Below are 14,740 nucleotides of genomic sequence, written 5' to 3'. Positions count from 1 at the left end.
CCACACCCGCCGCCGTGGCCAGCGCCGTCACCACGACCTCGTCCTCGGGATCGAACTCGCCGCCGCCGGCCTTCTCGGTCAGGTACAGGTTGCCGAACACCTCGTCCCGGACGCGGATCGGCACCCCGAGGAACGTCCGCATCGGCGGATGGTTGGGCGGGAACCCGTAGGAGTCCCGATGCTCGCCGAGGTCGGGTAGCCGGATCGGGTGCGGCTCGCGGATCAGCAGCCCCAGGATGCCGTGCCCGTGCGGCCAGTGCCCGATCGCCTCGATCTCGTCTTCGCCCACCCCGGTCGTGATGAACTGGACGAGCCGCCCGCCCTCCTCGGCGATGACGCCGAGAGCGCCGTACCGCGCGTCCACCAGGGTCGTCGCCGCCTCGGTGATCCGCCGCAGCACCGACTCCAAGTCCAGCTCACTGCCGATCGAGACCACGGCCTCCAGCAGCGCATGCACACGATCACGAGTCGCCCGCGCGGCCTCCAACCGCGTCTGCAACTCCGTCAACAGGTCGTCAAGCTGCAACTGCGGAAGCACGAGCTTGGCCCGATCGTCACCGGCCCGGAGTGGGTCGACCATATGTCCAGTATTCCGGGCGGAAGCGGTGATGTCAGCTCTGGAACCCTGGCACCGGAGGCCCGATCATGTCTCCTCGATCACTTCTTCAACCGGTCGGCGCACCGTTCCCGCGGCCAACCCCAGCAGCAGGTCGGCGCGCCCGGCCGCCTCGGCCAGGCGCGGGCGACCGTCCACGCGGCGGTTTCAGGCTCCGTTGGTGTGGGGGACGACCGCGACCGGGCAGTGCGCGTGGTGGATGAGCGCGTGCGTCACGGCGTGGCTGCGCGGCGCCGTCAGTCCCGTGCGCGGACGCGTGCCCGCGATCACGAGAGCGACGTCCCGGGACGCGGTGACGAGGGCGGCGGCGGGATTGTCCTGGACGATGTCCTCGACCACGTCCACGTCGGGGAAGCGTTCGCGCATCGGCGCGTGCGCCTCGATGACGCGCCATCGGGCCCGCTCCTCGATGCGCCGCAGGTCGCTCCCGGCCCCCGGCTCGTCCAGTGCCTCCGGGAACGGCCAGGCGTGCACGACGCGCAGCCTCGCGTTCCGTGTCGCGGCGGCCCGGAACGCGTACTCCAGGGTCGCGGAATCGTCCCCCAGACCGACGCCTACGGCGATCTCGGCCCGCTCGGCCTCCGGCTCGCCGCGGACCAGCACCACCGGGGAGGCGGTGTTCCGGACGACTCCGAGCCCGACCGACCCCAGCAGGAGCCCGGTGAAGCCGCCGAGGCCGCGGTGCCCCACCACCAGCTCGAACGACTCCCTGGACCATTCGGCCAGCACCTGCACGGTGCGTCCGGACGCCAGCTCGGCGCTCACCGGCACCTCGGGGCGGCGGGCGTGCGCGACGCGCTCGGCGTCGGCGAGCACCTCACCGCCGGCGCGCGACAGCGAACCGATCTCTCCGGGCGCGGCGGTCAGCGGGATGTCGAAAGGCCATTTCTCGATGGCGTGCACGATTCTCAGGTCACGCCCGTAGCGGGCCGCCTCATCGGCCGCCCATGCGACAGCGCGCTCGGACGGCACCGAGCCGTCAGCGCCGACGACGATCGGATCGGACATGGTCAGCTCCTCACATGGCCTGCGACGACCTCAGTCGCTGTCGGGCACGACGACGACAGGGCATCGTGTGTGGTGCAGCACTGTGTGGTTGACCCGGCCCAGCACCATTCCGGCCAAAGGGGCGCGCCTACGCCGCGCCCCCACCACGACCAGTGCCGCGTTCTCGGACGCCTCGACCAGCGCCCGGGCGGGAGTGCGTTCGGAGACGAGCTGGTCGATCGCGACGTCCGGATACCGCTCGCGATAACCGGCTAGGGACTCCGACAGCTCCAGGTCTTCGATCACCCGGCGGCGCGGCGAGAACTCGCCGCCCACCGCGTGCAGGGCGAGGATCCGCGAACCGCGCGAGGCGGCCTCCTTGAACGCCCATCCGACGGAGGTCCGTTCGTCGTCCAACCCCTCGATCCCGATCACGATCTCCGCCGGAGCGCCGGACGGGTAGGGGGCCGCACGCGGCACCACCAGAACCGGGCAGCGGGCATGCGCGGCGACGTACAAGCCGACAGACCCGAACAGCAGGCCCTCGAACCCGCCCTGGCCACGCGAACCCACCGCCACCAGGTCCGCGTGCTCGCTCTCCTCCACCAGCGCCCGGGCCGGGTCGGCCGGAACCAGACGCGTCTCCACGTTGATCTCCGGGCGGAGCTTCAGCGCGTACTGGCGGGCCTCACCGAGCAGATCCTCACGCTCGGCGATCAGGCGGCGCAGCGCGTCCGGCGGGATCGTCCCCTCGTCCAGCAGAGCACGCGAGCCGTGCACCAAGAGGAGCGGTCGTCGATGGCGGTCGGCATAGTCCGCCGCCCAGTCCAGCGCCCGCCACGCATGCGCGGATCCATCGATTCCCACGACGATCGGAGACGACATCGGCCATCCCTCCTGAGTCATCGTTCACATTCATTTCCGACGCCACGGCGAAGGCGGGGACCTGCGGCCACCGCCGGGACCGCAGGTTCCCTTGCCGGTTCACCGGGTCAGGACGACCTTGAGCGCGCCGGTCTCGGCGGCGTCGGCGAAGACGTCGTAGGCCTTGGGGAACTCGTCCAGGGTGAAGTGGTGGGTGACGAAGCGCGCGGCGTCGATCTGGCGTCCGGCGAGCAGGCGGAGCAGGGTCGGGGTCGAGGAGGTGTCGACCAGGCCCGTGGTGATGGTGATGTCCCGGATCCACTGCTCCTCCAGGTGCAGCGCGGCCGGGGCGCCGTGCACGCCGATGTTGGCGATGTGCCCGCCCGGCCGGGCGAGGGCCACCGTCAGCTCGAAGGCGTCGGGGACGCCGACCGCCTCGATCGCCACGTCCGCGCCGAGTCCGCCGGTGAGGTCCCGGACGGCCGCGAGCGGATCCTGCCGCGAGTTGTTGACGGTGATGTCGGCGCCGAACCGCTCGGCCGCCTCCAGGCGGCTGTCGGCCAGGTCGATCGCGATGACGCGGCTCGGGCTGAACAGCCGCGCCCCCATGATCGCCGATAGCCCGATCGGGCCCGCGCCCACGACGGCGACGGTGTCGCCGGGACGGACGGCGCCGTTGAGCACGCCGACCTCGTAGCCCGTCGGCAGGATGTCGGCCAGCATGAGCACGTCCTGCGCCGGCACCCCGTCGGGCACCGGGTGCACGGACGTGTCGGCGAACGGCACCCGGACGTACTCGGCCTGCGTCCCGTCGATCATGTGGCCGAGGATCCATCCGCCGCCGCCCAGGCACTGCCCGTACCGGCCCTCGCGGCAGAACCGGCAGGTCCCGCACGCGGTGATGCACGACACCAGCACCTGGTCGCCGGGCTTGACCGTCCGCACGGCCGGGCCGACCGCCTCGATCGTGCCGACCGCCTCGTGGCCGAGGATCCGCCCGTCGGTCACCGCCGGGACGTCTCCCTTGAGGATGTGCAGGTCCGTCCCGCAGATCGTCACCGCGTCGACCCGGACGATCGCGTCGCCGTCCTCGACGATCTGCGGCTCCGGCACCTCTTCCCACGCCTTGTTCCCGGGGCCGTGGTACACCATCGCCTTCATGACGTGCCTCCTTCATCGGTTCGGCTGAAGTTTCGAAGTCGGGTTCGGTGGAGCGACGTCGGCGCTGCCCGCCGTCCTCGCGCGCGGGCGCTAACGTCCCCGCCCGGCCGCCCCGGTGCTCGCCGGCTCGGAGCCCGGCTCCGCACCGCCCATGCCGAGCCGGAACGGCGGATACCGGTCGGTCATCAGGAAGGCGTAGCCGGCCACGCGCAGCGTCCAGCGGTTCATGCCCATGACCAGATCGAAGATGCCGCGCAGGTAACGCGTGGTGAACAGCAGGGCGACGGCGGCGATGAGGACCAGCAGCCCGACCAGGCCGACGGCGTTCCATCCCGCGTCGTCGCCGCCGATGGCGCCACCGGTGAACAGGGCGACCACCAGGTAGTGCGGGATCGCCAGCAACCACCACTTCACCAGGACGAGTCCTCGTGACAACTGCTCCGGGTAGTCGATGTCCAGCCGGGCGGGATACTCGGGAACGTCCTTCAGCGTGAAGGGCGGGTACCGGTCCGTGGCGAGCGCGCCATAGCCGTAGAAGGCCACCCGCCACGCCCAGCGCAGCACCCCGAGGTTGAACTCGAAGATCGACCGCGGATAGCGGCCCGTGAACAGGATCGCGAAGAACGCGACCACCGTGAGCACCGCGAACGCGATTCCGAGGAAGAACAGCACGATGTAGTGCGGAATCAGCAGCAGCCATTTCAGCAGCCACAGCCACCGCGACAGCGGCTCGTCCAGCCGGCCGTCCACCCTGACCGGCATCTGTTGACCGTGCACGTCGGCCTCCTTCGGTCAGGCACCCCGGCCGCCCGATGACGGCCGGACACCACCTACTCCGAGCGTCACCCCCACGGCCGCCGGGCTGTAGGGATAAATGTCCATGCCCCTGAGGACTAAGGTCACTCGGCCCTCTGAGGGGCGCTGGTCCCCGAGCCGGTCAGCTTTTCCCGGCGGCGCGAGAGTGGCGGTGGAGCCATCGGTTGCCGGGTTCGGCGTGGGGTGTGGTGGTATGTGGTCGGTGCGGAAGTGATCTGGTTGGGGAGCCGCCCTGTCTGGTTGGAATCGTGTGTCGCCGGTCCGGAGACCGCGCGGGTCGCTGGTGCTGGAGCGGTTCCAGCATCCGGCGCAGGTGGTGGTCAGCGGGTTCGCCGTCGTGATCGCCGCCGGGACGCTCCTGCTGTCGTTGCCGCAGGCGACCGAGAGCGGGGACGCGGCGCACTGGCGGGACGCGTTGTTCACCGCGACGTCGGCGGTGTGCGTCACCGGGTTGATCACCGTGGACACCGGGTCGTACTGGTCGTCGTTCGGTGAGGTCGTGATCCTGGGATTGATCCAGGTGGGCGGGCTGGGGTTGATGACGCTGGCCACCCTGTTCGCGATCCTGCTGTCGCGGCGGCTGGGGCTGCGGGCGAGGATGGCGGCCCAGCTCGAGACCAAGACCATGCGGATGACCGACGTGCGGCGCGTCGTCCGGCAGGTGGTGGTGTTCAGCCTGGTCTCGGAGGCGCTGATCGCGGCGGTGCTGACCGCCCGGCTGGTCCTCGGCTACGGCGAACCGGTCGGCCGTGCCCTCTACCTGGGGGTCTTCCATGCGGTGTCGGCGTTCAACAACGCCGGGTTCGCGCTGTGGCCCGACAACCTCGTCCGCTTCGCGGCGGACCCGTGGATCACGCTGGCGATCTGCGCGGCCGTCATCGTCGGCGGGCTCGGCTTCCCCGTGGTGTTCGACCTGGCGCGCAACTGGCGGCGCCCTCGCGTCTGGACGGTCCTCACGCGCGTCACCCTGGGCATGACGGCGGTGCTCCTGGCCGGCGGCATGCTCATCCTGACGGCCGCCGAGTGGGACAACCCGGAGACGCTGGGCGGTCTGCCCACGCCGGCCCGCTGGCTGGCGGGCTTCGCGTCGGCGGTCATGCCGCGCACGGCCGGGTTCAACACCGTGGACATCGCCCAGATGCGGCCGGAGAGCTGGGTGGCCACCGACGTGCTGATGTTCATCGGCGGCGGCAGCGCCGGCACCGCAGGCGGCATCAAGGTCACCACCTTCGGGCTGCTGGCGTTCGTGCTGTGGGCGGAGATGCGCGGGGAACCGCGGGTGAACGTCGGCCACCGCCGGCTCCCGGACGGCACCCAGCGGCAGGCGATGGCGATCGTCCTGCTGAGCCTCGGCCTGGTCGCCAGTGTGACCTTCGCCCTGCTCACGCTGACCTCGTACTCGCTGGACCAGGTGCTGTTCGAGGTCACCTCGGCGTTCGGCACGGTCGGCCTGTCCACGGGCATCACCGCCGACATCCCGGCCGGCGGGCAACTGCTGCTGATCGGCCTGATGTTCATCGGCCGCATCGGCCCGCTGACGTTCGCCACCGCGCTCGCACTGCGCGAGCGCGCGCAACGCTACGAGCTACCGGAGGAGCGACCCATCGTTGGCTGACCACAGGAACGACCCCGTCGTGGTGATCGGGCTGGGGCGGTTCGGCACCGCGCTGGCCCTGGAACTGGCCAGGCGCGGCAGCGAGGTGCTGGCCATCGACCACCGTCCCAAGATCGTCCAAGCCCTGGCGGGACAGCTGACCCATGTCGTCACCGCGGACGCCACGGACCTGCAGGCGCTGCGTGAACTCGGCGTGGCGGAGTTCCACCGCGCGGTGGTGGCCATCGGCGGCGACCTTGAGGCCAGCATCCTGACCACGTCGCTGCTGACCGAACTGGAGGTCGACGACATCTGGGCCAAGGCCGTCACCCATCAGCACAAGCGCATCCTGGAGCGGATCGGCGCCCACCACATCGTCCTGCCCGAGAGCGACATGGGAGAGCGGGTCGCCCACCTGGTCAGCGGCCGCATGCTCGACTACATCGAGGTGGACGAGAACTTCGCGCTGGTCAAGACGCATCCGCCGCGCGACATCGTCGGCGTCCCGCTGGGAGACACCCGCCTGCGCTCCCGGCACGGTGTGACGGTGGTGTCCGTGAAGTCGGTCGGTGAGCAGTTCACCTACGCGACCGCCGACACCGTCCTGCAGTACGGCGATGTGATCCTGGTCGCCGGGACGATCGCCGAGGCCGAACGCTTCGCCGAGCGCCGGTGACGAGGCCGATCCCCGGGGACCGGCGTCGGTGCGACCGGGTTCGCCGCGGCACGCGACGACGGGCCCGCGGGATGCGACCGGAAACGAGCGTGGAAAGCGCCTCCGAATCCCGTTAGTGTCGTGGCCTGGTGAGCCGGGAAGTCTGGTCGGCGCTACTGTCGCCGACCCCGGAAGACCCCCATGACGAACCTGCTGCTCGCCTTCGCCGCCATGTTGCTGCTCGCGGTGCTGGTGTCGAACCTGGCGCACCGGACCGTGCTGTCGACGGCGGCGCTGTTCCTGGTCGGCGGGTTCCTGCTCGGCGACGGCGTCACCGGCCTGGTCTCCCTGCGGCCCGGGGACGAGATCGTGTCGCGGCTGGCGGAACTGGCCCTGTTCGCCGTGCTGTTCACCGACGGCATGCACGCCGGCTGGCACGACCTGCGCAGCGCCTGGCGGCTCCCCGGACGCGCCCTGGGCTGGGGCCTCCCGCTGACCCTGGGGATCACGGCGCTCTTCGCGCACTACCTCGTCGGGCTGGGCTGGGTGGAGGCGCTGCTGATCGCCGCCGTCCTCACCCCGACCGACCCGGTGTTCGCGGCCGCGCTCGTCGGCAACGAGAAGGTGCCGCCGCGGCTGCGCCACCTGCTGAACGTGGAGTCGGGCGTCAACGACGGGCTCATCCTGCCGTTCGTGGTGGTCTTCCTGGCCATCGCGCAGGGCGAGGAGGACCTGCACTTCGGCGAACTGGCGGGCGAACTGGCCGGCGGGCTCGCCATCGGGGTGGCGATCCCGTGGGCCGCGATCATGCTGGTGCGGACCCGGTGGTTCGCGATCGCGCCCAAGTACGAGCCGCTGAACGCCGTCGCGATCGGCCTGCTGGTGCTGGCGACGGCGCAGGCCACGCACGGCAACCTGTTCCTGGCCGCGTTCGCCGCGGGCGTCACCGTCGCCACCGTCGGGCACGAGCACCGGGAGGCGTTCGAGCAGTTCGGCGAACTGGTCGCCGAACTGCTCAAGCTCGCCGCGCTGCTGGTGTTCGGCGCGCTGCTGTCCCCGGCGTTCCTCGGCGACGTCGGCTGGGCGGGCTGGGCCTTCGCCGTCCTCGCGCTGGTGGTCGCGCGGCCGGTCGCGATCTGGGTGTCGTTCCTGCGCTCCCGGCTGACGATGCGGGAGCAGGCCGCGGTGATGTGGTTCGGCCCCAAGGGCTTCGCCTCGGTCGTCTACGGCCTGCTCGTACTGGAGTCGGGGATCGCCGCGGGCGACCACATCTTCCACCTCGTCGGCGCCACCATCGCGCTGTCGATCCTTGCGCACTCCTCCACCGACATCATCGTCGCGCGCAGCTTCGACGACGAACGCGAGGTGCCGGCCTGGCACGGTCGAGCGCGAGCACGCCTGCAGAAGACCCGCCGCCCCGGCTCGGGACCGGACGCGGCCGACCCGCCGGCGGACTCCGGCGGCGCCGCCCGCGAACGTCCGGAATGAGCAGGCGCCGCATGCGGCGGCATCGGCGTCAGGGCTGGGCCTCGGTCGTGGACCTCGCCTCCGTCGACCGGTCCTGGAAGTAGGCGCGGGTCTCCCGCCAGACCAGCGGCCCCAGGATCACCAGGCCGATCAGGTTGGGCAGCGCCATCAGTCCGTTCATCACGTCCGAGAAGGTCCACACGGCGGTGAGGGTCGAGACCGAGCCGACGTAGATGGCCACGATGAAGATGACCCGGTAGGGCAGGACGGCTCGCCTGCCGAACAGGTACTCCATGCAGCGCTCGCCGTAGTAGGACCAGCCGAGCAGGGTGGAGAAGGCGAAGAAGAGCACGCCCACGGTGACGATGACGCTGCCCCAGTCGCCGGGCAGGCCGTCGTCGAAGGCGCGGGCGGTGAAGGTGGCCGCCTCGTCCTTGCCGCCGGTCTTCCAGGCGTCGGTCACCAGGATCGTCAGCGCGGTGAAGCTGACCACGACCAGGGTGTCGATGAAGGTCTGGGTCATCGACACCAGCGCCTGCCGGACCGGGTGCGTGGTCTTGGCCGCGGCGGCGGCGATGCCGCCGGTGCCGAGCCCGGACTCGTTGGAGAAGATGCCCCGCGCGACGCCGTAACGGACGGCGGCCGCCACCCCGGCGCCCACGAAGCCGCCGGTGGCCGAGGTCCCGGAGAACGCGTCGCTGAAGATGAGCCCGATCGCGCCGGGCAGTTCCTCGATCTCGTAGGCCAGGACCGCGGCGGCGCCCACGATGTAGAACACGATCATCACCGGGACGAAGGCACTGGTGATCCGGCCGATGCTCTTGATGCCGCCCAGGATGACGGCGGCGGCCAGCAGGGTCACGATCACGCCGGTCGCCCAGGGCGCCAGGCCCCACTCGTCCTCGACGTTCTCGGCGACGGTGTTGGCCTGCACCATGTTCCCGATGCCGAACGCCGCGATGGCGCCGGCGATCGCGAAGAACCCGCCCAGGAACCAGCCGAGGCGCCCCTTGACGCCCTCCCGGAGGTAGTGCATGGGTCCGCCGCTCTGCTCACCGGCGGCGTCGGTTCGGCGGAACCGCACGCCGAGGTAGGCCTCGCTGTACTTGGTGGCCATGCCGACCAGGCCGGTGCACCACATCCAGAACACCGCGCCCGGCCCGCCCAGCGCGATCGCGGTGGCCACACCCGCGATGTTACCGACGCCCACCGTGGCGGCCAGCGCCGTCGTCAACGCCTGGTAGTGCGCGATGTCGCCGGGGACGTCGTCGTCTTCCTTGCGTTTGAAGAACGCCAGCCAGAAGGCCAGCCGGAAATGCCGGAACTGCAGGCCGCGGAGCAGGATCGTCAGGTAGAGGCCGGTCAGCAGGAGCAGCGGGATCAGCAGCCACGGTCCCCAGACGAAAGTGCTGACATCGGACAGGAAGGTCTCAAGCGACTTCATGGAACCACCGGGGGGCGAGGGGCTCGGGAACTTCCCTGGACCGTAACCCGGCATTTCGGCCTTGTGAAGATCCTTTATGGGTCCGTCGGGCGCGGTGCCCCGGACGGGCCGGTCCCGGATCGCAGGAAGTCGGTGATGGCGGCGGCGATGGCCGGGTAGTCGCCGCCGAACCAGATCATGTGGCTGGGGGCGGTGCTGGTCACCAGGCGGGCGTGCGGGATCGCCTCGGCGAGCGACCGCGCGTGGGCGTAGGAGACCGACCCGTCGTCGCGGCTGCCGATCACCAGGGTGGGGCGGTCGACCCGGGCGGCCACGGCGGCGAGCCGGCGGGCGGCGCCTGCGGCGGACGTGGCGCGCACGTCCGCGGTGAAGCCGGCGCCGGAGCGCATCCGGCCGAAGAGGTCCAGCAGCGCCCCGCGTTGCACGTCGGTGAGGGAGGCGAGCACTTCGGCGACCGGGCGGGCGGTCAGGTTCGGAAGCAGCAGCCGCAGCGCCGTTCCCGGGGCGCGGTGCGTCAACGCTCGTATCAGCCGCCAGGTCACCGCTTCGGTTCGCGGGTGGAAGACGACGGCGGCGCCCGTCCGGGTGCGCCGGTCGGGCCAGGGCACCACTCCCACGGCGCTTTGCAGGATCAGCCTTTCGACCAGGTCGGGATGGCGGGCCGTCAGCGCGACCGCGGTCGGTCCTCCCGCCGACTGGCCCACCACGGCGGCGAGAGGTCCGAGCCCGAGCTCGGCGCACAGTGCGGCGACCACGTCGGCGAAACCGTCCGGTGACGCGGCGGTGGACGGCGGCGTCCGGCCGTAGCCGGGACGCGAGACCGCCAGGATCGTGTACCCCGCGTCGGCGAACACGTCCTCACCGAGCGGCAGCCCGGCCCGCATGTGCCCTCCGTGCACCATGAGCACCACGCCCGGACCGCGCCGCTCCAGCCGGTACTCCACCTGACCATCGGCCAGAGTGATCACCTGCGTCGCCCGTTCCACCGGCGTCCCTTCCGAACTGCAGCGCCCTGGCCCGGCGGCCGGACCGGCGATTCGAGCAGCACCATAGCCCCGGTCCGCCGGGCGCAGTGGACGGGCCGTGCACCATGGGCGAGCATCCGTCATGGGCAGGTTGGCAGTCCGGAGCGGCGCGCCTACAGTGGCGGCTGGAGTGCCGGGAAGCCGGGTCGGCCTCCGGGGTCGTCCGACCTCGGAGAAGCGTGCAGCGGAGGTTCCGGTGCTGGTGCGTGAGCTTGCTGACGAGGTCCCCGTCGTCGGGCTGGATGACCGGGTCTTGGACGCGGTGCGGGCGATGTGGCGTCGGAAGGTGCCGGGTCTGGTCGTGGTGGACGGCCGGGAGCGTCTGGTGGCGGTGCTCTCGGTGACCGAGGTGCTGCGGCTGGTGGTCCCGCCGTACGTGGGCGAGCGGGCGGCACTGGCGCGCGTCATCGACGAGGAGCACGCCGACGAGTTCCTGACCGAGTGCGCCGACCGGCCGGTGCGGGACTGCCTCCCCCGCGACCGCCGTAAGTCGGCGGTGGTTGGCCCGGACGCCACGGTGCTGGAGGCGGCGGCGTCGATGACCAGCACGGGGTGCCCGATCGTGGCCGTCGTCGCCGACGACGGCGGTGTGCTGGGGGCGGTGAGCTGGGGTGCGCTGCTCGACAGGCTGCTGGCCGCGTGACACCCGCCCGCCCCGCCGGGCGGGCGGGTGCGCCGTCATGCCGTGGTCGTGAGGTCTCGGCGGCGGAACGCCCACAGCGCGAGTGCGGTGAGGGCCGCGGCCGCGAGGGTCAGGATCCCGGCCGCCGCGGCGCTCACGTCTTCGCGCGGGTACTCGCCGACATGCGCGAACGGCGAGAGGTCGACCGCGCCGCCGGGGATGTCGAGGACGGGGGCGAAGAACCCGGCGACGACGCCGTAGCCGAGGACGGCCCAGACGGCCGGCACCGCGCGGGGCAGCGCCCCGTACAGCAGGCCGGCGGCGGCGAGGAGCAGCCACACGGCCGGCGTGTGGGCGATATGCCCCAGGATCGTCTTCCACAGGAGCGCGGCGTCGCCGGTGCCGACGGCGGCGGCCGCGCCGGTGCCGAGGCCAGCGAGGAACAGCAGCCACGGGACGGCGAGCGCGGTGACGGCGAGGTTGCCGCCGAGCCAGCCGGTGCGGCCGACGGCGGTGGCGAGGACGGGTTCGGTGCGTCCGGCCGACTCCTCGCCCCGCACCGCCTGCACGGCCAGGATCGCGAACACGGCGACCGTGAACGCCATGGTCAGGCCCATGACGCCGAGGTAGCCGACGACCAGGTCCCCGCCGCCGCCCATGACGGCGATCAGATCTTCCGGGGCGTCGTCCAGCCCGTCGGCCATCGGCTGGGCGAACGCGCCGTAGGCCGCGCCGGCGACCAGGAGCGCGACGCTCCAGCCGGTGATCGCGGCGCGCTGGAGGCGGAACGCCAAGGTCGGCGCGGTGCGGAGCCAGGCGGCGGCGCGGGGCGGGCCCGGTCGCGGCGGGACGAGCCCCGCGTCCAGGTCGCGGCGGCCGGCGAGGCGGTACCCGGCGGCGGCGGTCGCGGCGGCGCAGGCCAGGGAGAGGGCCAGCGGCCACCACCGGTCGAGCACGTAGGGCGCGGTCTGCTGCGACCAGCCGAGCGGGGACAGCCACGACAGCCGGGAGCCGCCGCCGTCCTGGACGGCCGCCATGTCGCCGATGCCCCGGACGACGAACGCGGCACCGAGGACCGCTCCGGTGAGTCCGGAGGCGCCGCGGGGGTAGGCGAAGACCTGCACGGCGGTCGCGGCGATGCCGCCGAACACGAGGCCGACGGCGCCGACGGACGCCCCGAACAAGGCCGACCCCGCGGCGGCGTACCCGGCGGCGAGCATGATCGCGGTGACCAGGACGGCGGCCGTGGCGCACATCAGCGCGGTGAGGATCAGCGCGGCGGTGAGCTGGGCGGACCGTCCGACGACGTTCGCGCGGACCAGTTCGGCGCGCCCCGAGCGCTCCTCGGCGCGGGTGTGCCGGGTGACGGTCAGCAGCGCCATCAGCGCCGCGCCGAGCATGATGTACAGCCCGTACTGGCCTGAGAGGAACCGTTCGAGGGTGATGGCGTCGTAGCCGTACCCGGGGCCGCCGAAGATCGCCCCGGCGGGGCTGGTGGAGAACGAGCTGACCGACTCCAGCTGCTCGGTCGTGGAGTAGACGGAGTTCAGTGCCGTGGTGAAGTAGCCCATCAGCAGGGCCAGGCCGAGCGTCCAGGCGGGGAACCGGACGCGGTCGCGGCGCAGCATGAACCGCAGCAGCACGCCGGTGCCCGCCAGCGCTCCCCCGGACGCGCTGCGGACGGGCGCGGGCAGGGTCGTCGCGGTCACGACGTCCTCCCCGCGGCCGCGCCGTTGCCGGTGCGAGCCAGCTCGTCGCCGTAATGGCGCAGCAGCAGCTGCTCCAGGGTCGGCGGGTGCGCGGTGAGGGCCTGGACGTCCAGCTCACCGAGGCGCCGGACGGCGGCCGCCAGGTGATCGCCGTCGACGTCGAAGCGGAGCTGCCCGTTCTCGGTGCGCAGGTCGTGGACGCCGGGCAGCTCGGCGAGGGCGCGGGCGTCCCGGTCGGTGGTCGCGGTGACGGTGGTGCGGGTCAGGTGCCGCAGCTCGGTCAGCGTGCCGGTCTCCACGATGCGGCCGTTCCGGATGATGGAGACGCGGTCGGCGAGGGCCTCCACCTGCGCGAGGATGTGGCTGGACAGCAGGACCGTCCGCCCCGCCTCGCGGGCCTCGCGGATGCACTCCTGGAAGACGGCCTCCATCAGCGGGTCGAGTCCTGCGGTCGGCTCGTCGAGCAGCAGCAGGTCGACGTCGCCGGCCAGCGCGGCCACCAGCGCGACCTTCTGCCGGTTGCCCTTGGAGTAGGTGCGGCCCTTCTTGGTGGGGTCGAGGTCGAACCGCTCGCACAGCTCGTCGCGGCGGGCCGGGTCGGCGCCGCCGCGCAGCCGGGCGAACAGGTCGATCGCCTCGCCGCCGGTGAGGTTGGGCCACAGCTCCACGTCGCCGGGGACGTAGGCGAGGCGGCGGTGCAGCTCCACCGCGTCGGCCCAGGGGTCGCCGCCGAGCAGCCGGGCCCGTCCGGCGTCGGCGCGCAGCACGCCGAGCAGGATCCGGATCGTGGTGGACTTCCCGGCGCCGTTCGGCCCGAGGAACCCGTGGACGTGACCGGTCTCGACGGACAGGTCGAGGCCGTCCAGCGCCTTCACTTTTCCGAAGGATTTGCGCAGGTCGTCGATTTCGATGGCAGGGGTCATTGTTCAGCCCTCGCTGAAAAGCATGGAGAAGGGAATGCCGGGCATGGTCGGCAGCCCGCCTTGATAAGGCGGTGAAATGGTGTGGTGCGTCAGTCCTGCGAGCCGTCGCGGGGCGGGTCGGGGACGTACAGGAGGTACTCCTCCAGGAGCGACCGGTCGGTGTAGAGCCCCTCGGTGAACATCTCCAGCATGGGGGCCGTCACCTCCTCAACATAGGCGCGCAGCGCCTTGCCGAAGGACGCCGGTTCGGCGTGCTCGGGGTGCAGCGTGAGCCACATCAGCAGGGAGCCCATCGCCTGGTAGGCCATCACCCGTGCCCGTGCGGCCGGGTCGCGGCTCGGCCGGATCACCCCGGCCGCCACGCCCGCCTCCAGATAGTGCGTCGCGTCGCCGATCATGTCCTCGAACAGCTCGGCGGCCAGGTCACCGCCCTCGCGCAGCGATCGCACCACGTACAGGGTGAGGGGGGCGAAGCGCTCGACCTCGGCCAGCCGCGCGAGGAGCCGGGCGGCGCTGCCGTCGGTCGTGACCGCGCGCTTCTCGGCGGCGATCACCGCGCGGACGTGCTCGTCGCACGCGCGCCGCAGGCCCCGCTTGGAGCCGAAGTAGTGCAGGACCAGCCCCGGGGACACGGCCGCGTCCTCGGCGATGGACCGCAGCCCGGCGGTGAAGCCGTCCCTGGCGAACCGGTCGATCGCGGCGTCCCGGATGCGGGCGGCGGCGCCGAGGTCGGCGTCACCCTCCGAGGACGTGTCCCGCGTTCGCACGGAGACCACGCTAAACGCTCGTTCAATGATCAGGCAAGGTGCCCGCGGGAAACAGCTTTGAAGAAATACTGAAAAGCCTCCAGGCGTCCC

General features: G+C 72.0%; 14 protein-coding genes. 4 read left to right on the top strand and 10 right to left on the bottom strand.

Features of this window, described 5'->3' with window-relative positions; genetic code table 11:
- From ETD96_RS12120 to ETD96_RS12100, 5 genes are all read right to left on the bottom strand, one after another.
- A partial coding sequence (locus tag ETD96_RS12120) for a GAF domain-containing protein (RefSeq protein ID WP_138636412.1) occupies positions 1-580 on the bottom strand: 580 nt, incomplete at its 3' end.
- A gap of 183 nt (positions 581-763) precedes the next feature.
- On the bottom strand, positions 764-1,624 hold the full coding sequence (locus ETD96_RS12115; protein WP_138636411.1) for a universal stress protein: 861 nt from the start codon (positions 1,622-1,624) through the stop codon (positions 764-766).
- 30 nt (positions 1,625-1,654) lie between these two features.
- On the bottom strand, positions 1,655-2,488 hold the full coding sequence (locus tag ETD96_RS12110; RefSeq protein ID WP_171068988.1) for a universal stress protein: 834 nt from the start codon (positions 2,486-2,488) through the stop codon (positions 1,655-1,657).
- Positions 2,489-2,587: 99 nt separating this feature from the next.
- Positions 2,588-3,628: a zinc-dependent alcohol dehydrogenase family protein gene (locus tag ETD96_RS12105; protein ID WP_138636409.1), complete on the bottom strand. Its 1,041-nt coding sequence runs from the start codon at positions 3,626-3,628 to the stop codon at positions 2,588-2,590.
- 90 nt (positions 3,629-3,718) lie between these two features.
- A complete protein-coding gene (locus tag ETD96_RS12100) occupies positions 3,719-4,390 on the bottom strand; it encodes a DUF4389 domain-containing protein (RefSeq protein WP_138636416.1) in 672 nt (223 codons plus the stop codon).
- Positions 4,391-4,694: 304 nt separating this feature from the next.
- Between ETD96_RS12100 and ETD96_RS12095 the strand changes: the two genes are divergently transcribed.
- The 3 genes from ETD96_RS12095 (at position 4,695) to ETD96_RS12085 (ending at position 8,181) form a co-directional block, all read left to right on the top strand.
- Complete coding sequence (locus ETD96_RS12095) at positions 4,695-6,059, top strand: TrkH family potassium uptake protein (RefSeq protein ID WP_138636408.1); 1,365 nt, start codon at positions 4,695-4,697, stop codon at positions 6,057-6,059.
- Positions 6,052-6,714, top strand: coding sequence for a potassium channel family protein (locus tag ETD96_RS12090; protein WP_171068987.1), 663 nt, complete (start codon positions 6,052-6,054; stop codon positions 6,712-6,714). The genes ETD96_RS12095 and ETD96_RS12090 overlap by 8 nt, the downstream gene beginning before the upstream one ends.
- Positions 6,715-6,894: 180 nt before the next feature.
- Positions 6,895-8,181, top strand: a complete 1,287-nt coding sequence (locus tag ETD96_RS12085) for a cation:proton antiporter (protein WP_138636407.1) — start codon at positions 6,895-6,897, stop codon at positions 8,179-8,181.
- 28 nt (positions 8,182-8,209) lie between these two features.
- On the opposite strand, the gene ETD96_RS12080 is transcribed toward ETD96_RS12085, so the two are convergent.
- A complete protein-coding gene (locus ETD96_RS12080; RefSeq protein ID WP_138636406.1) occupies positions 8,210-9,604 on the bottom strand; it encodes an alanine/glycine:cation symporter family protein in 1,395 nt (464 codons plus the stop codon).
- A gap of 74 nt (positions 9,605-9,678) precedes the next feature.
- Entirely contained in the window at positions 9,679-10,590 is a 912-nt protein-coding gene (locus ETD96_RS12075) for an alpha/beta fold hydrolase (RefSeq protein WP_205719224.1), read from the bottom strand.
- A 235-nt stretch (positions 10,591-10,825) separates the two neighbouring features.
- Here ETD96_RS12075 and ETD96_RS12070 point away from each other — a divergent pair, with 235 nt between their 5' ends.
- Complete coding sequence (locus tag ETD96_RS12070; protein ID WP_205719223.1) at positions 10,826-11,272, top strand: CBS domain-containing protein; 447 nt, start codon at positions 10,826-10,828, stop codon at positions 11,270-11,272.
- Between the two features lie 35 nt (positions 11,273-11,307).
- Here the strand turns inward: ETD96_RS12070 and ETD96_RS12065 are convergent, their stop codons facing one another.
- The 3 genes from ETD96_RS12065 to ETD96_RS12055 form a co-directional block, all read right to left on the bottom strand.
- On the bottom strand, positions 11,308-12,960 hold the full coding sequence (locus tag ETD96_RS12065; RefSeq protein ID WP_138636403.1) for an ABC transporter permease: 1,653 nt from the start codon (positions 12,958-12,960) through the stop codon (positions 11,308-11,310).
- A complete protein-coding gene (locus ETD96_RS12060) occupies positions 12,957-13,883 on the bottom strand; it encodes an ABC transporter ATP-binding protein (RefSeq protein WP_138636402.1) in 927 nt (308 codons plus the stop codon). The genes ETD96_RS12065 and ETD96_RS12060 overlap by 4 nt, the downstream gene beginning before the upstream one ends.
- Before the next feature lie 89 nt (positions 13,884-13,972).
- The gene (locus ETD96_RS12055) at positions 13,973-14,650 is read right to left on the bottom strand and encodes a TetR/AcrR family transcriptional regulator (RefSeq protein ID WP_240807546.1); all 678 of its coding nucleotides are present in this window, start codon (positions 14,648-14,650) and stop codon (positions 13,973-13,975) included.
- Between the last annotated feature and the right edge of the window lie 90 nt (positions 14,651-14,740).

Origin of the sequence: Actinomadura geliboluensis (genome assembly GCF_005889745.1) — a bacterium.
GTDB classification, from domain to species: Bacteria; Actinomycetota; Actinomycetes; order Streptosporangiales; family Streptosporangiaceae; genus Spirillospora; species Spirillospora geliboluensis.
Note: the sequence above shows the minus strand (reverse complement) of the source record. Positions and strands in the feature narration are given on the sequence as shown.